This is a genomic window from Streptomyces sp. NPDC002619, from assembly GCF_042889305.1.
In the GTDB taxonomy this organism is placed as follows: Bacteria; Actinomycetota; Actinomycetes; order Streptomycetales; family Streptomycetaceae; genus Streptomyces.
In genome coordinates this window covers 796,208-816,861 of the sequence record NZ_JBIAQV010000001.1, presented here as the reverse complement: position 1 = coordinate 816,861, position 20,654 = coordinate 796,208, and the positions used below count along the sequence as shown (strand labels likewise).

Here is a 20,654-nt window from a genome sequence, read left to right as displayed (position 1 = left end):
GGACGCCGGTGGGCCGGGCCCCGTGAGGGACCCGGCCCACCCGCCACGACAAACGGTCCAGCGCTGGAGTGTGTCAGCCGCGCGGGGCCCGGACCGCGGCCTCCAGCCGCTTGCCGAAGTCGGCGTCCGCCTTGCGGAAGTTGTCGATCGCGCGCTCGGCGATGTCGTCGCGCGACACCTTGGCGATGAAGCCGGCCAGGTTGTCGATCAGCCGGCCCTTCTCGTCCTCGGACATCAGCCGGTAGAGGTCGCCCGCCTGCACGAAGTCGTTGTCCTCGGCGTGCGCGGGCGCGGCGTGCTCACCGGTCCGACCACTGACCGTAGCGGCCTGCCACAGCGGCAGATCCGTCTGCACCGGCCCGCCGAAACTGTTCGGCTCGTAGTTCTTCGCACCCTTGTGGCGGCCGTCGTACAGGAAGCCGTCACGGGAGTGGGTGCGCGCCTCGGTGGCGTGCGGACGGTTCACCGGGAGGTGGTCGGCGTTGATGCCGACGCGGTAGCGGTGCGCGTCGCCGTACGCGAACAGGCGCCCCTGGAGCATCTTGTCGGGCGAGGGCCCGATGCCGGGCACGAAGTGAGCGGGGCTGAAAATGCTCTGCTCGACCTCGGCGAAGATGTTCTCCGGGTTGCGGTTGAGCTCCAGCTTGCCGATCTCGATGGGCGGGTAGTCCGCGTGCGGCCACACCTTGGTGAGGTCGAACGGGTTGAAGCGGTACGTCGCCGCGTCCGCCGCCGGCATGATCTGCACCTGCACGGTCCACGTCGGGAAGTCACCGCGTTCGATGGCCTCGCGCAGATCGCGCTGGTGGGAGTCGGGGTCCCCACCGGCGAGCCTGTTGGCCTCTTCCTGGGTGAGGTTCTTGATCCCCTGGTCGGTCTTGAAGTGGTACTTGACCCAGAAGACCTCGCCGGCCTCGTTGTTCCACTGGTAGGTGTGCGAGCCGTACCCGTTCATGTGCCGGTACGACGCCGGAATACCGCGGTCACCGAACAACCAGGTCACCTGGTGCGTGGACTCGGGCGAGAGCCCCCAGAAGTCCCAGACGTTGTCGGCTTCCTGGCTGCCCGTGTACGGGTCGCGCTTCTGGGTGTGGATGAAGTCGGGGAACTTGATGGCGTCCTTGATGAAGAACACCGGGGTGTTGTTGCCGACGAGGTCGTAGTTGCCCTCCTCGGTGTAGAACTTCAGCGCGAAGCCGCGGGGGTCGCGCACGGCGTCCGCGGCACCGAGGTTGCCCGCCACGGTGGAGAACCTGAGGAAGGTCTCGGTCTGCTTGCCGATCTCGGAGAGGAATTTGGCGCGCGTGTACGGCGTGACGTCGGCGGTGACCGTGAAGGTGCCGTAGGCGCCGGCGCCGCGGGCGTGCACGACGCGCTCCGGGATGCGCTCGCGGTTGAAGTGCGCCAGCTTCTCCAGGAGGAGCTGGTCCTGAACGAGCACAGGACCGCCGGCGCCCGCGGTCTCGCTGTTCTGATTGTCGGCCACCGGAGCACCGGCCTCCGTGGTGAGCGGTTCCTGCGTCACGTGCGCCTCCTGCGTCGCTTTCGAGCAATCCTGTCGCTTGGCCAAGTCAAACTCGATCCTACATTGGACTTAGTCCAAGTCAAGGAGAGCTCCAAAGTCACACCTGTTCAGAAAATGGTCCTCCTGCTGTTAGGCTTGAATGCATGAGTGACCTTCTGGAACGGCTGCGCGGACGTGGATGGCGGATGACCGCGCAGCGGCGCGTCGTGGCCGAGGTACTCGACGGCGAGCACGTCCATCTGACGGCCGACGAGGTCCACGCACGGGCCGTCGGCAAGCTGCCCGAGATCTCCCGGGCGACCGTCTACAACACGCTGGGTGAGCTGGTCTCCCTCGGTGAGGTTCTCGAGGTCGCCACCGACAAGCGCGCCAAGCGGTACGACCCGAACGCGCACCGGCCGCACCACCACCTGGTCTGCGCCCGCTGCGGCTCCATCCGGGACGTCCACCCGACCGGCAACCCGCTGGCCGACCTCCCCGACTCGGAACGCTTCGGCTTCACGGTCTCGGACGTCGAGGTGACGTACCGCGGCCTGTGCCCAAACTGCGCGAGCGCGTAGCGCACCACTCTTCACCAAGCCCCGGCACCGAAACGGCGCCGGGGCTTGGTGCTGCCCCGACCTGGACCAACACGAAAAACACCAGGGGCCGGAACCCATTCCTGGATTCCGGCCCCTGGCCTTCAGTAGCGGGGACAGGATTTGAACCTGCGACCTCTGGGTTATGAGCCCAGCGAGCTACCGAGCTGCTCCACCCCGCGTCGTTGAACTGAACGTTACGTGAAGGACGAGGACAGAAGCAAATCGGTTATCCGACGACTCCGCCGGAGGCACAGGCGACTCCGTCGCGGGCACAGGGAAGCCCTCGCCGGGGTGCAGTCACAGAGCCCCGCAGGGGTGCTGGGGCGAAGCCCCGCAGGGGCGGAGCCCTCATCGGGGTGGGGGCTAGGCCCCGCAGGGGCGCAGGGGACGCAGTCCCCACCGGCGTCCTGGGGCGGAGCCCCGCAGGGGCGCAGGGGCGCAGGGGACGCCCAGGGTCTGGCGCCGAGCCTCAGGGCGAGGGGACCTTTTCACCTACCGAGTCGGGCGGGTGGGTGGGCAAAGTCACCCGGCACCAACCTCACGCCGACAGTTCCTCCCGCAGAGCGTCCCGCAGCCGCTCCGCCCGCCCCGACACCTCCGCCGGCCCCAGCGACACCGCTCGCTCGGCCCACCGCTGCCCCTCCGCGAGCTCTCCACGCCGCGCGAACAGCAGGGCCAGCCGCAGCGCCGCCCGCCCGTGCCCCGCGTCAGCGGCCCGCTTCCACCACACCGCCGCCTCCGGCTCGCTCCCCTCCCGGGCCAGCAGCAGCCCCAGATTGAATGCCCCGTTCCGCGACCCGGCCTCCGCCGCCTCCCGGTACCACCGCGCCGCCTCCACGACGTCACCGCGCGCGGCGGCGTGCATCCCCACCCGCACTTGCGCCCGCCGGTGCCCCTGGGAGGCCGCCCGCTCGTACCACTCCTCGCACTCGGTCTTCTCGTGCACGGACTCACCAAGACCGTGCTCGGACACCGCGGGCCGCCGCGCGTCGAGCAGGGCGGCCAGCCGGTACGCCGCCTCCGCGTTCCCCGCGCCCGCCGCGCACCGCAGATGCCGCTCGGCCGTCTGCTCGTCGCCCTCTCGCAGCCGTGCCATGCCGACCTGCAACGCCGCCTCGGTGTGCCCGGCGGCCGCCGCACGCTCGTAGTACCGCAGCGCGACGTTGTCCTCGCCCCGCCCGGCGTACAGGATCCCGAGGTTGAACGCGGCGTCCACGCTCCCCGCCTCCGCCGCCTTGGAGAACCACGGCTCGGCCCCGCTGGCGTCGCCGCTGCCCAGCAGCAGGACCGCCAGCGCATTGGCCGCCTCCCGGTGCCCGGCGTACGCCGCCCGCCGGTACCACTGCTCGGCCTGCGCGGTCCGCCCCTGCTCGGCGCAGAGCAGCCCGAGGTTGTACGCCCCGTTGTCGTCCCCGGCGTCCATCGCCTCCCGGTACCACCGCTCGGCGGTCTGCGTCTCGCCGCGCTCGGCGTGCAGCGCGCCCAGCGCGTTCGCCGCGTTGCCGTCCCCCTCCTGCGCGGCCCGCAGCCACCACACGGCCGCGCTCTCGGTGTCCCCGGCGTCCCGCAGCAGGAACCCCAGCGCGCAGGCGGCCCGGGCCTCCCCGTCCTTGGCGGAGGTCAGATACCAGCGCCCGGCCTCCTTGAGCTGACCCCGCTTCTCCAGGATCGCCCCGAGGTGCAGCGCGGCCCGCCGGTGCCCGCGCGCGGCGGCCTGCCGGAACCACTGCTCGGCCTCCTCGACGGCGACCTCGACACCATTGTCGGACCCGGCTTCCCCCTCGGGTCCCACCGCGCGGTCAAGCGCACGCGCCAGCCGGTACGCCGCCTCCCGGTGCCCCCGCTCGGCGGCGGCCCGCATCCACTGCTCGGCGCCCGTGTCCCCGCGGTGTTCGAGCAGGTCGGCGAGCGCGTACGCGCCCAGCACATGTCCCTGCTCGGCGGACTGGCGCAGCCAGTACTCGGCGGCGGGCTCGTCCCCGCGCTCCCGGTGGTGCCGGCCCAGGGCGTGCGCGGCGGCCGCGGACCCGGCGACGGCGGCGATCCGCCACCATCCGGCGGCCTCGTCGGGGTAGCCGCGCTGGTGCAGGAGGACTCCGAGGTTGTTGGCGGCGGCACGGTCACCGGCAGCGGTGGCAGCACGCAGCTGGGGCTCGGCTCCGTCGAGATCGCCGCGGCGGAGCAGCATGGCCCCGAGCACGCTCATCGCCTCGACGTCACCGGCCTCGGCGGCGAGCCGCTGACGCACTTCCTCGGCAGCCTCGCCGGTCTCGTCCCGGTCGGAAGACGACACCAAGCCAGAAGACGGCACCAACCCGGAAGACTGCGCAAAGCCGGAAGGCTGCGCAAAACGCCCTGTCTCCAACAGAGTTGCCTTGTCCCCCATAACGTCCATAGTCGCACCACCTGCAACCTCGGTACACCCGGTATACCGCAGCCCGGGAGGTCACTTCAGCGTTTTGTCGACATGCCCACAGAACGACAAGTCAAACACACATCTCCCAAGTCCCCACGGCGGCACGGCGACCCGCACACCGGTACATCCGTTCGTCGCCCGTCCGCACACCACGAAGGCCCGGATCCAAGAGGATCCGGGCCTTCGACTTCAGTAGCGGGGACAGGATTTGAACCTGCGACCTCTGGGTTATGAGCCCAGCGAGCTACCGAGCTGCTCCACCCCGCGCCGTTGCTCGGCAACCGTATCACGGCACGGGGTGGCCTTGATCAACCGCTACCGGGACTGCCGCTGGGACTCGGGCTGCCGCTCGGGCTGGGACTGCTGCCGGCCCCGGAACCGCTGGTCTTGCTGCCGCCGGCGCCGGCGGCGGCCTGCGCCTCCGCGGCCCGCTTCAGCGCGGCCTCGAGGTCCTTCTGCGCCTTGGCGTACGCCTCCCAGTCGGGCTTCTTCAGCGCTTCCTGCCCGGCGTCGAACGCCTTCTGGGCGTCCTTCAGCGCCTCCTGGACCGTGGGATTGCCGGACGACGGGGGCGGGTTCCCGGTGCCCGTGTCCGGTGGCGGAGTGGTCGAACTACCCGTGCCGAAGACCTTGTTGAGCGCCTGATCGAGGGTGTCCTCGAAGGCGTAGCTGTTGCCGTAGCTCACCAGGACCTTCCGCAGCAGTGGGTACTTGAGTCCACCACCGCGTACGTAGACCGGCTCCACGTACAGCAGTCCTCCGTCGAGCGGCACCGCGAGCAGATTGCCGTACTCGACATCCGAATGACCTCGGCTCAGCAGGCTGATCGTCTCAGCGATGTCCTGCTCGGAGTTGAACTGGCTCTGGACCTGTTTGGGTCCGTTGACCGTCGTGTCCGTGGGCAGTTTCAGGATTCTGATCTTGCCGTAGTCGGACGTGCCCGCCTCGGAGTCGACCGCCATGAACGCGCTGAGGTTGTCCCGGCCGTTGGGCGTGAACGTCGTCGACAGCGAGAACGCCTGCGACGTCTGGTCCGGCATCTTCATGCTCAAGTAGTACGGCGGCACCGCGCTGCCCGACTTGTTGGACGGGTCGTCCGGCACCTGCCACACCTCGCTGCCGCTGAGGAACGTCTGCGCGTCCGTGACGTGGTAGCGGGTGAGCAGTTCGCGCTGGACCTTGAACAGGTCCTGCGGGTACCGGAGATGGGCCATCAGGGAGGCCGAGATGTCGGACCTGGGCTCGACCGTGCCGGGGAAGGCCTTCATCCAGGTCTTCAGGACCGGGTCCTGGGTGTCCCACTGGTAGAGCTTGACGTCGCCCGTGTACGCGTCGACAGTCGCCTTCACCGAGTTGCGGATGTAGTTGACCTGGTTCTGCTGGGCCACCACCGCGCGCGAGTTGTTGGTAGCGGTCAGCGAGTCGGCCGTCGTGTCACCCAGGGTCGTACGCGAGGCGTACGGATAGCCGTTGGTCGTCGTGTAGGCGTCGACGATCCACTGGATGCGGTGGTCCACGACCGCCGGATAGGCGTCCCCGTCGATGGTCAGCCAGGGGGCGACGGCCTCGACGCGCTGCTTGGGCGTGCGATTGTAGAGGATCCGCGAACCCTCGCCGATCGCACCGGAGTAGAGGATCTGCGGCTCGTTGAACGCCACCGCGTACGCCGCCCGGTTGATCGGGCTGGCGAGGTTGACGCCGCTCTTGCCCTGGTAGCTGGTCGTCTTCTCACCGCTGTCGTCGGAGTAGTCGATCTCCTTCTGGGGACCGCCGACGATGGAGTAGGTACTGGTCTTCTCGCCGTAGTAGACACGCTGCTCGTACGTGGGCAGGTCGCCCTTGGACGGCAGGTTGTACTCGGTGAAGACCGGGCGTCCCTCGGAGTCCGCCTCGGTGCCCTTGGCGGCGACCACGCCGTACCCGTGGGTGTAGCGGAAGTGGTCGTTGATCCAGTTGTTCTTCGGGATGCCATCGAGGTTCAGCTCGCGCAGACCGATGACCGTGTCCTGGGCCTTGCCGTCCTTGGCGTACCGGTCGACGTCGAGGTTGGTCGGGAACGCGTAGTAGTTCCGCATCTGCTGGAGCTGCTGGAACGTCGGCGAGACGATGTTCGGGTCCATGATCCGGATGCTCGCCGTGCCGCCGACGTCGCCCCGGAGCTCGGTCTTGTCCTTGGTGTCGCTCGTGCCCGCGTACTCGGTGACCTTCGTGTCGTCGATGCCGTAGGCCTCGCGAGTCGCCTTGAGGTTCTTCTGGACGTACGGCGCTTCCTTGGCCTGCTCGTTGGGCTGGACCTGGAACTTCTGGACGATCGCGGGGTACAGGCCGCCGATGAGGATCGCCGAGAGGACCATCAGGCCGAAGCCGATGACGGGCAGCTGCCAGGTGCGCCGCCACAGGGTGGCGAAGAACAGCAGCGCGCAGATGGCCGCGATGCAGAACAGGATCGTCTTGGCGGGCAGATAGGCGTTGGCGTCGACGTAGCGCAGGCCGGTCCAGTTGCCGGTCGCCTTGAAGTCGCTGGACTTGACGGCCAGTCCGTACCGGTCGAGCCAGTAGGCGACCGCCTTGAGGGCGACGAAGATGCCGATGAGCACCGACAGGTGCCCGGTGGCCGCGGCCGTGGCCCGCGCACCGGGGCTGGTGACGCGCAGCCCGCCGTACAGGTAGTGCGTCATCGCGGCGGCGATCACGGACAGGATCGCGGCGGCGAAGCCGAAGCCGAGCAGGAAGCGGTACCAGGGCAGGTCGAAGGCGTAGAAGGAGACGTCCAGGTGGAACTGGGGGTCCTTCTGGTGGAAGGGCACGCCGTTGACCCACATCAGCCAGGTCCGCCACTGGCTCGACGCGGAGGCACCAGCGATCAGACCCACCAGCGCGGTGACGCCGAACAGCAGCCATCTCTTGTACGGTGCGATGCCCATCCGGTAGCGGTCGAGGCTCTGCTGTTCCACGGACATGGCGCTCAGCGGGGGCCGCAGCCGGTGCGCGAGCCAGATGTTGAAGCCGACCGCGGCCGCCATGAGCAGACCGAAGACGAAGAACAGGCCGATCTTGGTCCACAGCGTGGTGGTGAACACCGACGAGTAGTGCACCGACCGGTACCACAGCCAGTCCGTCCAGAAGCCTGCGAACATGGTGAACGCCATGCCGAGGACGGCAAGAACGCCCAGTGTCATGAGCAGGGTCCGGGCACGCCGTGACGGGCGGCCCGCTCTGATCCGCGGCCCCGTCGGGCCTCCGCCGCGGTCCGGCATCTGGAATGCCAAGGTGCGCACCTCGAAGTTCGGTGATGGTTCGCTGTCGTTACGTCAGGCCCCCGTGTTCACGGGCCGTCCGCTGTGCCCCGTGATCCGGGCCCACACCTATGCAACTTACTCACCGTTTACTCGGTTCCCGATTCCGGCTATGAACGAGGCAGGATTGTGACCATGTCCAACACTCCCATGGCAGCGAGCCCGCTCACCCGGGCCGTACTCGAGATCGACGAGTACGCCTCCGGCCTCGGCTGGGACCAGCCCGCTCGCCTCTTCGCCCTCGTAGACACCGCGCGGCTGCGGACCCAGGAACCCTCGCTCGCGGCCCAGCTCGGCCTGCAGGACGAGCCCGAGACCACCGGTCTCACCCCGATCGAGCAGGACGAGATCCCCGCCGGCAAGGCGCTCGACGAGTTCCTCGGCACCATCGCCTGGCCCGACGCGGTGACCGGCTGCGCGCTCACGGTGGAGCGGCTGATGCTACCGCCGTCCGCCGAGGCCCAGGTCCCGGACGGGCTGAACGAGGCCGGGCTGGCGAAGTGGGTGGCAGACCATCCCGAGCGCCAGGAGGTCCGGATGACCGTCGCGGTCCTGCGCGACGGCACCCGTGAATCGGCCCTGCGGCTGCGTGAGAAGGACAGCCCGACGGAGGTCCTCACCGGCCCGGATCTGGTGCCCGGTCTCGCGGAGGCACTTACGGCGACGTTCGCCGACTGAAGCGTTCCGGCCTGGGTACTGCGATGGGGGCGCCCTCGGGTCCTGAGGGCGCCCCCAGCCACGTCACGGGTGCGGTCAGCCCTTGGTGGTGCACTTCGGCAGGGCGGCGGTGTCGCCGGTGCGGATGTCCTTCAGGGCGTCCAGGGCGTCGTTGATCGTCCTGACCTTGACGAGGGTGAGCCCGCCCGGGGTGTCCTTGGCTGCGGCCGCGCAGTTGTCGGCGGGCGTGAGGAAGTACTGGGCGCCCTTGCTGCGCGCGCCGACGGTCTTCATCTCGATGCCCCCGATCGGGCCGACGGTGCCGTCGTCGTCGATCGTGCCGGTGCCGGCGACGAACTTGCCGCCGGTGAGGTTGCCCGGGGTGAGCTTGTCGTAGATGCCGAGCGCGAACATCAGTCCGGCGCTGGGGCCGCCGACGTCGGCGAGCTTGATGTCGATGGTGAACGGAAACGTGTGATCGGTCCCGGCGGAGATCCCGACGATGGCTCGCTTGGCCCCGCTGTCGTCGGACGTCGCCGTGGTGATCGTCACGTCCTGGGTCTTGGTCGCCGTCCTGTTCGCCTTCTCGGCGGCCATCTGCTCCTTGACCGGGACGATGGTGAAGACGACGTCCTGCCCGGGCTTGTGCTTGGTGACGAGCTTGGCGACGTCGGAGGGCTGCTTCACGGCCGTGCCGTCCACGGCCTTGATGACGTCACCGGCGTGCAGCCGGCCCTGGGCCGGGGAGTCCTTGATGACGGTGGAGACGATCACCCAGGACTTCACCGGGACGTTCAGCTCCTTCAGGGCGGCGACCTTGGCGCTCTCCTGCGACTGGCTGAACTCCTCGGCGTTCTCCTGGGTGGACTGCTCCTCCGTCTTGCCGTCCGGGTAGAGCGTGGCGTGCGGCACGACCTTATTGTCGTGCGCGAGCCAGCCGTACACGGCCTCGACGAGGTTCATCCGGTAGTCCGCGCTGGTGACGCGGACGGTCGTCATGTTGAGGTGCCCGGACGTCGCGTACGTCTTGTGCCCGGAGATCTGCAGCACCGGCTCGCCGCCGTGCTCGCCGAGGGTGTTCACCGTCGGACCCGGGGACATCTCCGAATACGGCACGGGCGTGAGCACTCCCACGCACAGGAGCGCGATCAGCATCAGGGTGGAGGCGAGCATCGTCGCGGTGCGGCGTGGCATGCATCGACAGTACGGGACGGGTCTGTCAGCGCATCGTCAGGGCATCCCTGTCCCGCACGTCACGTGTGCGAGTGGGGCCTCTCCATGGCCTCGCGGAAGCGGGCATAGCCGTCCAGCTCGGGACCGTCACTCCGTACCTTGCGGGTCCGGTTGGCCCAACTGCCCCACAGGCCTGCGCCTATCGCGGCCACAAACGGAATGAGCAACCAGGCGAGTGCCGCCATGCCGACCTCCCAACCTTATGAGCGTCGCCAACTGACTGATCAGCAGATTAACCAGTCGCAGTGACAACGCTCACGGCAGGGGTGCGGTTACGCAACCGGAAAAACGGGTGAACTGTTCAGCAGGCGCCCACCCATTCCTCCGTACCGTCAGAAAATTTCTGATGTTTCCAGATCGGCACTTCGTGCTTGAGGTCGTCGATCAGCTTCCGGCAGGCCTCGAATGCCTCGCCCCGGTGCGGACACGACACCGCGACCACGACGGCGAGATCCCCGACCCGCAGATCCCCCACCCGGTGTACGGCGGCCAGCGCCCGGACCGGGTAGTCCGCGACGACCTTCTCGGCGATCCGACGCATCTCGGCCTCGGCACTGGGGTGACACGAATAGCCGAGCGCGTCGACGTCGGCGCCCGAGTCATGGTTGCGCACGGTCCCCACGAACAGCGCGATGCCGCCCGCCGCGTCGTCGCCCACGGCTTGGAACACCTCGTCGAGGGAGAGCGCGGTCTCCCGGACGGCGATCAGCTTGACGGGATCCTGCGCAGCCTGCTCACCGGGGTGGTCATTCATGGTTGCCATGCGTCCATCGTGCCGCACTTTTCGACCAACCGAGTCGGGTGGTGGGTGGGCGAGGACCGGGGTCCAGGGGGCGGCCACAGCGCCGGGCGTCGTGAAACCCCGGCCCACCTCAGATCCGTCGCCGAGCCTTCCGTGCGCGCCGTACCACCGCCGCCGCCCCCAGCAGCGCGACCGTCGCCCCCGCGGCCCCCGCCGCCGTCGCGTCCTTGCGGCCCAGCCGCCGCCCGGCGACCGTGTGCCGCCCAGACACCTCCTCCAGCAGCTCCGCGAGAACCTCCTCGTTGGTCCACCGCGGCCGCCACCCGGCTTCGTGCAGCCGGCTCCCGCTGACCACCCAGGGGTACATCGTGTAGGCCAGGTCACCCGCGGGCGACGGCGTGAGCCCGATCCGGTGCAGCCGGGCCGCCGCGCCGAGCGCGACCGCGGACGGCAGCTCCATCCGCCGGATCCCGCTGAGCTCCTCGACCTCCTCCTGCTCCAGCCACCCGTCGCACCCGACGGCCAGTTCGCCGTCGGCCTTCTCCAGCACGGCGTACTCCAGCGCACCGCACAGATCCTCGACGTGGCAGAACTGCCAGGCGGGCCGCGACCCGGCGACGACAAGGAGCCGGGGCGATTCGAAATACCTGGTCAGGGCGGTGTCGGTGCCGCCGACGAGCACCGCGGGACGGACGACCGTGACATTGAGGCCGGGATGCGCCCGGGGCGCGCGCCGGGCCAGTCGCTCGATCTCCAGCAGGTCGCCCACGCCCGTGGCCTCGGCCGTGGCCCGCAGCTCGGCGTCCTCCGACAGCGGCAGCTCGTTGTCCGGCAGCGCCCCGTAGACCATCGCGGAGGTGCACAGCACCACCCGGTGCACGCCGGCCGCCGCGGCCGCGGTCAGCACGGTCTGTGTCCCCCGTACGTTGTACGCCGTACGCGCCGCCGGGTCGCTCTCCAGGTCCAGGTCGAGCGCGAGGTGCACGACCACGTCCGCACCCCGCAGCTTCTCCGCGATCGCCGGGTCCCGCACGTCGAGGATGTGCCACTGCGCCGCCGCGCACTCCCCGCGCCGCTCGTCGATGGCGACGACCTGCCTGATCTCCTCGGATGCCGCCAGTCGCTCCGTGAGCAGCGCGCCGATCCCGGTCGCGGCGCCGGTGACCGCGACGACGGGCCCGCGCGCGGCAGGAGTGGTTGACTGGTTTCGCGCTGCGCGAACCTGCGGATCTGGGGAACTCACCGGGCGTCTCCAGCGGTTGTCTTCAGTACGGGCGCGAGCGACGCGTACGTACCAGGTGGCATCCATCCTGCCGCAGGCCAAGAGTCGGCGAAGCATCGAGGCCCGATCGGGTCATGGTGTCTACGCTGGGTGGTGTTGTCGGGCAGCCGTGCCGCCGGAAGAGCCGGTGGCCTTACCAGCCGAGGAACCCCGTGAGTGACACCCCATTCGGATTCGGCCTTCCGCCGGAGGAGCCGGACGACGGCGACGAGGGCAAGAAGAAGGACCAGGAGAGCGGCGGTGGTCAGGACCCGGCCAACCCGTTCGGATTCGGGCTGCCCGGCTTCGGCGGGCCCGGCGGCCCCGGCGGCGACAATCCGCTGGCCGCGATGTTCGGTTCACTGAACCCCACCGACCTGGGCGCCGCCTTCCAGCAGCTGGGCCAGATGCTCTCGTACGAGGGCGGCCCGGTGAACTGGGACATGGCCAAGCAGATCGCCCGCCAGACGGTCTCCCAGGGCACTTCCGACGGCGTCAAGGACGCGAGCATCGGCGCCGCCGAGCGCACCGCGGTCCAGGAGGCCGTCCGCCTGGCCGACCTGTGGCTGGACGACGCGACGTCCCTGCCGTCCGGCTCCGGCTCCGCCCTGGCCTGGTCCCTCGCGGAGTGGGTCGAGGCCACGCTGCCGGCCTGGAAGGAGCTGGTCGATCCGGTCGCCGAGCGCGTCGGCGCGGCCATGGGCGACGTCCTGCCGGAGGAGATGCAGGCCATGGCGGGCCCGCTGATCGGCATGATGCGCTCGATGGGCGGCGCCATGTTCGGCACGCAGATCGGGCAGGCCGTCGGCGTCCTCGCTGGCGAGGTCGTCGGCTCGACGGACATCGGGCTGCCGCTCGGCCCGGCCGGCAAGGCCGCGCTGCTGCCGGTGAACATCGAGGCGTTCGGCAAGGACCTGGGCGTGCCGAAGGAGGAGGTGCGGCTCTACCTCGCCCTGCGCGAGGCCGCCCACCAGCGTCTGTTCGCACACGTGCCGTGGCTGCGCTCGCACCTGTTCGGCGCGGTCGACGGGTACGCGCGCGGGATCAAGGTCGACACGGCCAAGCTCGAGGACGTGGTCGGCCAGTTCGACCCGCAGAACCCCGAGCAGTTGCAGGACGCCCTTCAGCAGGGGATGTTCCAGCCGGAGGACACGCCCGAGCAGAAGGCCGCCCTGGCCCGTCTGGAGACGGCTCTGGCGCTCGTCGAGGGCTGGGTGGACGCGGTGGTCCACGCGGCCGCGAAGCCGCGTCTGTCGTCCGCCGACGCCCTGCGCGAGACGCTGCGCCGCCGGCGCGCCACGGGTGGCCCCGCGGAGCAGACGTTCGCGACGCTGATCGGCCTGGAGCTGCGCCCGCGCCGCCTGCGCGACGCCTCCCGACTGTGGGCCTCGCTCACGGACGCGCGCGGTGTGGACGGCCGGGACGCCCTGTGGGCCCACCCGGACATGCTGCCGACGGCCACCGACCTGGACGACCCGGACGGCTTCGTGCACCGTGAGCAGCTGGACTTCTCCGAGCTGGACAAGATGCTCGGCGAGGCGGCGGGCGGCTCGGGCGAGAAGCCGAACCTGAAGAAGGACGACGAGGCCGAGGGCGACGACAGCGAGTGAGTCTGTACGACGACGCGGTCCTCACGCTGAAGACGTACGAGGGCCAGGACGAGTTGCGCCAGGCCTACCTCGACCACCTCGCGGCGCACCCGGACGGCATATGGAAGTCCTGCCACGCGGGACACGTCACGGCGAGCGCGCTGGTGATCGACCCCGAGCGCGGCCGGGTGCTGCTGACGCTGCACAAGAAGCTGAAGATGTGGCTCCAGATGGGCGGGCACTGCGAGCCGCAGGACGCCTCCCTCGCCGCGGCCGCCCTGCGTGAGGCCACGGAGGAGTCCGGAGTCGCGGGCCTGGCCCTGCTCCCGGGCGGGCCGGTGCGCCTGGACCGGCATCCGATCCCGCCGCCGTGCCACGTCCACCTCGACGTCCAGTACGCGGCCGTGGCCCCGCGGGACGCCGAGCACGCGATCAGCGACGAGTCCCTGGACGTGCGCTGGTTCGCCTACGACGAGGTGGCGGACGTGGCCGACGACTCGGTCGTACGACTGCTCGAGGCGACGCGCGCCCGACTGTGAACGTGTAAGGGGCGCCCGCAAATGGCAGGCGCCCCTTACGTCGGATTCCTGGACGCTCAGCTCCAGACGTTGCCCTGGTTCTGTGCGCGCGCCCCGTGCTGGCCCATGCCGAACTGCGCGGCGACGCCCTGGCCGATCTGGGCGTGCTGCGGCGGCAGCAACTCGCTGGGCTGGACGAGCGCATAACCGCTGCCCATGAAGCTCAGCTCCCAGCCCTCACCGGTGCTGCCGCGGCGCCGCCACACCCCGGAGGAATGCGTCTGGGCCTGCATCTGCACCCGCAGCCCGGTGGACCAGGCGACGATGGCGTCGGCGTCGCAGTTGACGTACTTGTCCGGCGTGACCTGCATCATCAGCGGGGCGCCCGAGGTCATCAGCGCGACCTTGCCGTGGCCGGTGATGTTGAGCTGGTACTTCCCGGACCCCGAGATGCCGTACAGGCTGTCGACGGCGATGACCTCGTGGTGCAGCGAGGAGTCCATGGCGAGGACGTAGCTGCTGTCGACCGTCAGCCCGTCCTGCTCGACGTCGACCACATGGACGTACTGCGCGAGGTTGGCGAAGTAGACCGTGCCCTGCCCGTGGCAGCGCATCAGGTCCAGGCCCTCGCCCGTGTACGCACGCGCGCGTGACTGGCTGTTGCTGCGGTACTCGGCGTCGAACTCGACGAGGCCCTGGTAGGCGACCATGGTGCCCTTGCGGGCGAGGATGTCGTCGTGGCCCCCGAGGGCGACACGGAGCATCTGCTTGTTCTGCAGGCTCCAGCGGTCCTGGGTCTGCGAGTCGTTGAAGGCGAAAAGCGGGCTCTGCATGGCGTTTCTGGCTCCCCCTCAGCCCCGGATCCGGAGGCGGTCGGTGCTGTCCTCGCTGGGCTGGACGACGACGATGCCCTGGCCGGAGAAGGCCATCTGGTAGGCCTCGCCGCTGCCCCGGCCGATCAACGACTGGGCCTTGAAGCTGCGCTTGCCCTTCACCTTGAGGTTCGGGGACCAGGCGACGAGCGCGTCCGGGTCCACGTACGTCTCGTCCTCGCCGCCGCCGCAGTCGACGACGATCGGCTTGCCCCGGGAGGTCAGCGCGACCCAGCCCTGTCCGGAGATCTTGGTGTTCCACAGGCCCTGGCCGGCGAACTTCGCCAGCCCCTTGACCCGCTCCACGCCCCAGGTGAGGTGGGCGTCGAAGGCGAGCAGGTTGGTGGCGTTGACGGAGATGCCGTCGCCGTTGAGGTTGATCACGACGACGTTCGCGCCGTAGTCGGCGAGGTAGAGCAGGCCGTCGCCGGAACACTTCATCAGCGGTGCGCCCTCGCCGGTGACCCAGTCGCGGGCGATCTGGCGCACGGCCGGCGGGTTGGGCTCGTACTGGACGAAGCCTTCGTAGGCGACCATCGAGCCCACGCGCGCGAGGAGGTCGTTTCCGGTCTGCATGGCGACCTTCAGCATGTGGTCGCCGTGGTTGTCCATGCGGGCGGCGACGGGTGCGGGGGCATAGCCCGCGAGCTGCTGGTTCATGACGGGCTCCCTCAGACCTCGTACGGCTGGACGACGATGAAGTTGCCGGGCGCGCCCCGGAACTGCAGGTTGATGCTCTCGCCGGTGTCGCCCGGGTAGGCGTTGCGGCGCATGCGGACCTGGCTGGAGACGATCACCTGGGAGGCCGCCGACCAGGCGACGACCGCGTTGCAGTCGGCGAACGTGGTGGGCGTGACGGGCAGGACGACGGGCGTGCCGTGCGTCTTGACGACGATGGTGCCGGTGCCCTGGAACTGCATCGTGAACAGGGCGCCTCCGGGGATGCCGTGTCCCTCGATGCGGCGGACCTCGTACTGGAGGCTCTCGTCGAAGGCGAGGACGTTCTCGGCGGAGACGCAGATCGCGTCGCCCTGGAGCTCGACGGGGTGCAGATGCGTGGCCTCTTCGGCGAGGAACACCTGGCCCTGGCCGGTGCAGCGCATCAGCTGCATCTCCTGGCCGGTCGCGTTGCCCACGATCCGGCCGGCGAAGCCCGCGCCCTTGTAGCCGAAGTCGACCTTGCCCTGGTAGAGCACCATGCTGCCCTGGCGCGCGAGGACGGGCTGGCCGCCGATGCCGAGGTCGACGCGGATGAGCTTGGAGTTCTGCTGCGTCCAGCGCTGCCCGGTGGGCGTCTCCTTGAACTTCTGGAGCGCGGCGCTCACACCGGCACCCTGGGGCGCGCCCTGCGGCATCCCGTAGGGGGCGGCCTGCTGGCCGGGGACCTGTCCGAACGGCGGCTGCTGGCCGTAGCCCGGAGGCGCGGTCGGCTGCCCGTAACCGGGGGGTGGCGTCGGGGCCTGCGGGGGCTGGCCGTAGCCCGGAGGCGCGGTCGGCTGCCCGTAACCGGGGGGTGGCGTCGGGGCCTGCGGGGGCTGGCCGTAGCCGGGAGGCATGGGGGCGCTCGGGGCGGCGGGCTGGCCGCCGTACGACTGCTGGGGCTGGCCGTAGGGCGCGGGGGCGGGAGCCGGGGGCGGCACCGTGCTGCCCGGGGGCGGGGTCAGCGGCGCGATGACGGTCGGCGCGGCGTGCACGTTGGGCACGGGCGCCGGCGTGGGGGCGGGGGGCGGCGTGAAGCCCTGCGGAGCGGGAGCGGGTACGGGGGCCGGAGCCGGTGCTGCCGGGGCGCCGAACGCGGGCGGGGCGAAGCCCGGAGTCGCGCCCGTCTGCGGCTGCTGCGGGGCCGGAGCGGGTGCCTCCTCCTCGAGCACCTCACCGCCGAAGTTCTTCAGCAGCGCATCGAGACCCCCGTCGAAGCCCTGGCCGACCGCGGCGAACCGCCACACGTCCTTCAGGTAGAAGTCGCCCAGCATCACGGCACGTTCGGTGGTGAACTCCGAGCCGTTGAAGGAGTACCGGGCCACTTCCTCGCCGCCGGCCACGATCCGGACGTATCCGGGGCTGATCTGCGACATCTGCCCGGCGCCGTCGAGGGTCGCCGTGAACGACAACTTGTGGATCTGCGGCGGGATCCGGTCCAGCGTGATCCGGAAGGACTCGGTGTCGCCCGCCTGGGCACCCAGCAACTGGACGGACTCCTCAGGGGACTTCGGCTGGTTGAAGAAGACGAAGTACCGGTCGTCCGAGAGACGTTCGTCGGCGTCGAGGCCGAAGCAGCTGATGTCGAAGGTCAGTCCGGGGCCGGAGATCTGTACACCTACGTACAGATCCGTACCCGCGGTGAGGTCACTGATCCTGGCCTTGTGGCCGCGTTGGAATTCCCTGGCCATGCGTAACGACCGTCCCCCATCCCGAATGTAAGTGCGTCGCGCCAGGCTAACGGCAAACCAGGACATCGGACGATGTCGGTACAGACCCGGTACACAACCGCGTTCCGCGTCGAGCGCGACTCTGCCCGGCGAGCGGGTCACTCGGTACGCGCACCGGGCAGATGGGGCAGACGATCGGCGGCGACCACTCCTTCGAGGTAGCCGCGGGCCCGCTCGGTGCGCGGGTACGCCTCCAGGAGTCGCCAGAAACGGGGGCCGTGTCCGGGCACCAGCAGATGCGCGAGTTCATGGCACAGCACATAGTCGACGACGTACTCGGGCATGCCCTGCAGCCGGTGCGAGAGCCGGATACTGCCCTCGGCCGGTGTGCACGAACCCCAGCGCGTGTTCTGGTTGGTGACCCAGCGCACCGAGGTGGGCCTGGCCCGGCCGCCGAAGTACTGGTCCGACAGCTGCTCCGCGCGCTCGGCCAGTTCTCTGTCGCCCAACACCCGCTTGCTCTCCTGGGCGGCCAGTTTGTCGAGCATGACGGTCACCCAGCGCTGCTCCTCCGCCTCGGACATCCGGGCGGGGATGAGCACGACGGTGCGATCGCCCTCGCGGTACGCGGAGACCGTCCGGCGTCGCCGGGCACTCCTGCGGACCTCGATCGCGCTCGCCCCCGAGCCGCTCGGCGGCTGGCTCGTCGTGCTGCGCTGTGGTTTTCCGGCGCGGTGCAGGGGTTCGGCGGGCACGCCCCGACGTTACCCGCTGCACATGGGGGAAGTCCCGGGTCCGGGACGGTTCGATGCCGATCCCCCACCATGCGCTTGATTTGTACGACAATTTCCCCCTGCCTGTGGACAACTTTCGGCAGCCGGCTCTCGCGCCGGGCATGCTGGCAGTCGTCGAGGGGACGTGACCGATTCCTCCGGCAAACACCGATGTTCCAGGACTTGCCCAGATCGAAGGGGGGACTGTCATGCATCCACTGGTGAAGCCGGCGCTCAGGCGCGGCTGGCGCGACCTCAACACCGTGCAGTTCGGGATGACTCCGGCGCACGCGATGACGCTCGGCCCGATGGACACGGCGACGGGCAGTTTCCTGGATCTGCTCGACGGCGCGCGGGGACTTCCGCTCCTGCGCGAGGAGGGGCGCCGCATGGACCTGCCCGACGGCCACGTCGACGCCCTGGTGGAGCGGCTGAGCCGGGCGGGACTGCTCGACGACACACTCGGCGGCGGTCCGGCCGCCGATGCCCTCCGCGAGAAGAAGGACACCCTCGACCGGCTGCGCCCCGACCTGGCGTCCCTCTCACTGATCTCACCCGAACCCGGCGGCGCGATCGGCCGCCTGGCGGCTCGCCGCGCCCTGCGCGTCCAGGTGAAAGGTGCGGGCCGCGTCGGCGCGCTGCTGGCCTCGCTGCTGTCGGGCGCGGGGGTGGGCGAGGTCGACGTGCGCGACGTCGGCCGTGTCGAGCCGTGGGACGTCGCGCCGGGCGGACTGCCCGTCGAGTCGGTCGGCGAGCGCAGGGACGAGGCCGCCCGCCAGGCCGTCCGCCGGGCGGCACCGGGCCGCCCTGCGCGCCGCGGCCGCTCCTCGACGCCGGATTCCGATGACCCCGGCTTCTCGCTGGTGATCTTCGCCCCGCGCGACGATGTCAGCGTGCACGCCCCGGACCCGTTCGCCGCCACCCCGCTCATCAGCTCCGGAACGCCGCATCTCTACGTCGGTGTCGTGGAGGGAACCGGAGTCGTGGGCCCCCTCGTCCTGCCGGGCGAGACGGGCTGCGCCGACTGTCTCCACCAGGACCGCACGGACCGGGACCCGGCGTGGCCGCGGCTGGTCACGCAGTGGCGTTCCGGGAAGGCGCGTCCGGTGCCACCCTGCGATCTCGCACTGGCGACGGCCGTCGCCGGGCTGGCGGCCGCCCATGCCCTCGCCTTCCTCGACGGAGAGTACCCGTCGAGCGTCGGCGCACGCTGGGAGGTATCCGTGCCTGGTCTGCACTGGCACGCGCGGCCCGTGTGGCCCCACCCGGCATGCCCGTGCGGCGCCGCGGAGAAAGGTGAGGAGGAACACTCCTCCACGGACGGGGAGCCACACGAGACAATGGCGGGGCAACGGCCGTCGACGGAGCTACCACGCACGGCGTACACGGCGCGGCCGGCTGGGACTTGGAGGGCGCATGTCTGATCTTCCCCGGAAGGCGGTCACCCGGACCGCCAAGCTCGCCGCGCTGCCGCTCGGCTTCGCCGGCCGGGCTACCTGGGGCCTGGGCAAGCGGATCGTGGGCGAGTCCGCGGAGATCGTCGGCCGCGAGCTGCAACAGCGCACCGCGGAGCAGTTGTTCAAGGTCCTCGGCGAGCTGAAGGGCGGTGCGATGAAGTTCGGGCAGGCCCTGTCCGTCTTCGAGTCGGCCCTGCCCGAGGAGGTCGCCGGCCCCTACCGTGCCGCGCTGACCAAGCTCCAGGACGCGGCACCGCCGATGCCGACCCGCACTGTGCACTCCGTGCTGGAGGAGCGGCTGGGGCCGGACTGGCGCGAGCTGTTCCTGGAGTTCGAGGACAAGCCCGCCGCAGCCGCCTCGATCGGACAGGTGCACCGGGCGGTGTGGCAGGACGGCCGTGAGGTGGCGGTCAAGGTGCAGTACCCCGGGGCGGGCGATGCCCTCCTGTCCGACCTCAGCCAACTGAGCCGCTTCGCCCGCCTGTTGGGGCCGCTCATTCCGGGAATAGACGTCAAACCACTGATCGCCGAGCTCCGCGACCGCGTCTCGGAGGAACTGGACTACGGGCTGGAGGCCCAGGCCCAGCAGGCGCACGCGGAGGAGTTCGCGGGCGATCCCGACGTCGTGGTCCCGGCGGTGGTGCACCAGTGCGAGCAGGTGCTGGTCACGGAGTGGATCGACGGGATCCCGCTCTCCGAGGTCATCACGGACGGCACCACCGGGCAGCGCGACCGCGCCGGCCAGCTCCTGGCCCGCTTCCTCTTCTCGGGCCCGGCCCGCACCGGCCTCCTGCACGCCGACCCGCACCCGGGCAACTTCCGCCTGCTGCCCGGCGACCCGGACGACGAGGACGACTGGCGCCTGGGCGTCCTGGACTTCGGCACCGTCGACCGCCTCCCCGGTGGCCTGCCGACACCGATCGGCGAGTCCCTGCGCATGACGCTGGACGGCGAGGCCGAGGCGGTCTACGAGATGCTTCGCGCCGAGGGCTTCGTCAAGGAGTCGATAGAGCTCGACCCGGAAACGGTCCTCGACTACCTGCTGCCGATCATCGAACCGGCCAGAGTGGACGAGTTCACCTTCTCCCGCACCTGGATGCGCAGCCAGGCGGCACGCATTGCCGACCCGCGCTCCCCTGCCTACCAGCTCGGCAAGCAGCTCAACCTGCCTCCGGCGTACCTCCTGATACACCGGGTGACCCTGAGCACCATCGGTGTCCTGTGCCAGCTGGGCGCGAGCGTACGGCTGCGGCAGGAGCTGGAGGAGTGGCTGCCGGGCTTCGTTCTGGAGGACGACCTGGACCTGGAGGACGAGGCACCGGCGGCGCAGGCATGACGGCGCGCGGGCAACCGCCGGATACCCGG

17 protein-coding genes and 2 tRNA genes are annotated in these 20,654 nt (G+C 70.2%); 6 read left to right on the top strand and 13 right to left on the bottom strand.

Annotation, left to right across the window (positions count from 1 at the left end):
- Positions 1-73 precede the first annotated feature (73 nt).
- The gene (locus ACFYXB_RS03980; RefSeq protein ID WP_389577366.1) at positions 74-1,525 is read right to left on the bottom strand and encodes a catalase; all 1,452 of its coding nucleotides are present in this window, start codon (positions 1,523-1,525) and stop codon (positions 74-76) included.
- 143 nt (positions 1,526-1,668) lie between these two features.
- Here ACFYXB_RS03980 and ACFYXB_RS03975 point away from each other — a divergent pair, with 143 nt between their 5' ends.
- Positions 1,669-2,085: a Fur family transcriptional regulator gene (locus ACFYXB_RS03975; RefSeq protein ID WP_389577364.1), complete on the top strand. Its 417-nt coding sequence runs from the start codon at positions 1,669-1,671 to the stop codon at positions 2,083-2,085.
- A 126-nt stretch (positions 2,086-2,211) separates the two neighbouring features.
- On the opposite strand, the gene ACFYXB_RS03970 is transcribed toward ACFYXB_RS03975, so the two are convergent.
- The 4 genes from ACFYXB_RS03970 to ACFYXB_RS03955 form a co-directional block, all read right to left on the bottom strand.
- Positions 2,212-2,285, bottom strand: a tRNA-Met gene (locus ACFYXB_RS03970).
- Between the two features lie 359 nt (positions 2,286-2,644).
- Positions 2,645-4,501, bottom strand: a complete 1,857-nt coding sequence (locus ACFYXB_RS03965; RefSeq protein WP_389577362.1) for a tetratricopeptide repeat protein — start codon at positions 4,499-4,501, stop codon at positions 2,645-2,647.
- Positions 4,502-4,715: 214 nt separating this feature from the next.
- Positions 4,716-4,789: transfer RNA gene (locus ACFYXB_RS03960), tRNA-Met, on the bottom strand.
- A gap of 41 nt (positions 4,790-4,830) precedes the next feature.
- Complete coding sequence (locus tag ACFYXB_RS03955; protein ID WP_389577457.1) at positions 4,831-7,779, bottom strand: UPF0182 family protein; 2,949 nt, start codon at positions 7,777-7,779, stop codon at positions 4,831-4,833.
- 174 nt (positions 7,780-7,953) lie between these two features.
- Between ACFYXB_RS03955 and ACFYXB_RS03950 the strand changes: the two genes are divergently transcribed.
- Positions 7,954-8,496, top strand: coding sequence for a PPA1309 family protein (locus ACFYXB_RS03950; RefSeq protein ID WP_351343787.1), 543 nt, complete (start codon positions 7,954-7,956; stop codon positions 8,494-8,496).
- 75 nt (positions 8,497-8,571) lie between these two features.
- Here ACFYXB_RS03950 and ACFYXB_RS03945 read toward each other — a convergent pair whose 3' ends face one another.
- The 4 genes from ACFYXB_RS03945 to ACFYXB_RS03930 all read right to left on the bottom strand — a co-directional run bounded on the left by ACFYXB_RS03945 (position 8,572) and on the right by ACFYXB_RS03930 (position 11,693).
- The gene (locus ACFYXB_RS03945) at positions 8,572-9,669 is read right to left on the bottom strand and encodes a PDZ domain-containing protein (RefSeq protein ID WP_351343790.1); all 1,098 of its coding nucleotides are present in this window, start codon (positions 9,667-9,669) and stop codon (positions 8,572-8,574) included.
- Positions 9,670-9,728: 59 nt separating this feature from the next.
- Positions 9,729-9,893: a hypothetical protein gene (locus tag ACFYXB_RS03940; protein WP_351343793.1), complete on the bottom strand. Its 165-nt coding sequence runs from the start codon at positions 9,891-9,893 to the stop codon at positions 9,729-9,731.
- A gap of 116 nt (positions 9,894-10,009) precedes the next feature.
- Positions 10,010-10,471 (bottom strand): molybdenum cofactor biosynthesis protein MoaE, encoded by a 462-nt coding sequence (locus tag ACFYXB_RS03935; protein ID WP_389577359.1) that lies wholly within the window; start codon positions 10,469-10,471, stop codon positions 10,010-10,012.
- 109 nt (positions 10,472-10,580) lie between these two features.
- Positions 10,581-11,693 (bottom strand): SDR family oxidoreductase, encoded by a 1,113-nt coding sequence (locus ACFYXB_RS03930; RefSeq protein ID WP_351343799.1) that lies wholly within the window; start codon positions 11,691-11,693, stop codon positions 10,581-10,583.
- Positions 11,694-11,884: 191 nt separating this feature from the next.
- Between ACFYXB_RS03930 and ACFYXB_RS03925 the strand changes: the two genes are divergently transcribed.
- Positions 11,885-13,321: a zinc-dependent metalloprotease gene (locus ACFYXB_RS03925; protein WP_389577357.1), complete on the top strand. Its 1,437-nt coding sequence runs from the start codon at positions 11,885-11,887 to the stop codon at positions 13,319-13,321.
- Positions 13,318-13,839 (top strand): NUDIX hydrolase, encoded by a 522-nt coding sequence (locus ACFYXB_RS03920; RefSeq protein WP_389577355.1) that lies wholly within the window; start codon positions 13,318-13,320, stop codon positions 13,837-13,839. The genes ACFYXB_RS03925 and ACFYXB_RS03920 overlap by 4 nt, the downstream gene beginning before the upstream one ends.
- A 56-nt stretch (positions 13,840-13,895) precedes the next feature.
- Here the strand turns inward: ACFYXB_RS03920 and ACFYXB_RS03915 are convergent, their stop codons facing one another.
- The 4 genes from ACFYXB_RS03915 to ACFYXB_RS03900 form a co-directional block, all read right to left on the bottom strand.
- Complete coding sequence (locus tag ACFYXB_RS03915) at positions 13,896-14,651, bottom strand: AIM24 family protein (RefSeq protein ID WP_389577353.1); 756 nt, start codon at positions 14,649-14,651, stop codon at positions 13,896-13,898.
- Between the two features lie 18 nt (positions 14,652-14,669).
- Complete coding sequence (locus tag ACFYXB_RS03910) at positions 14,670-15,350, bottom strand: AIM24 family protein (RefSeq protein ID WP_389577351.1); 681 nt, start codon at positions 15,348-15,350, stop codon at positions 14,670-14,672.
- Positions 15,351-15,361: 11 nt separating this feature from the next.
- Complete coding sequence (locus ACFYXB_RS03905; protein ID WP_389577349.1) at positions 15,362-17,080, bottom strand: TerD family protein; 1,719 nt, start codon at positions 17,078-17,080, stop codon at positions 15,362-15,364.
- A 137-nt stretch (positions 17,081-17,217) separates the two neighbouring features.
- The gene (locus tag ACFYXB_RS03900) at positions 17,218-17,814 is read right to left on the bottom strand and encodes a M48 family metallopeptidase (RefSeq protein ID WP_389577347.1); all 597 of its coding nucleotides are present in this window, start codon (positions 17,812-17,814) and stop codon (positions 17,218-17,220) included.
- 227 nt (positions 17,815-18,041) lie between these two features.
- On the opposite strand from ACFYXB_RS03900, the gene ACFYXB_RS03895 reads away from it, so the two are divergent.
- Together ACFYXB_RS03895 and ACFYXB_RS03890 are read left to right on the top strand one after the other, a co-directional pair.
- Complete coding sequence (locus ACFYXB_RS03895) at positions 18,042-19,256, top strand: TOMM precursor leader peptide-binding protein (protein ID WP_389577345.1); 1,215 nt, start codon at positions 18,042-18,044, stop codon at positions 19,254-19,256.
- Positions 19,249-20,625, top strand: coding sequence for an ABC1 kinase family protein (locus ACFYXB_RS03890; protein WP_389577343.1), 1,377 nt, complete (start codon positions 19,249-19,251; stop codon positions 20,623-20,625). Before ACFYXB_RS03895 ends, ACFYXB_RS03890 begins: the two co-directional genes overlap by 8 nt.
- Positions 20,626-20,654 lie beyond the last annotated feature (29 nt).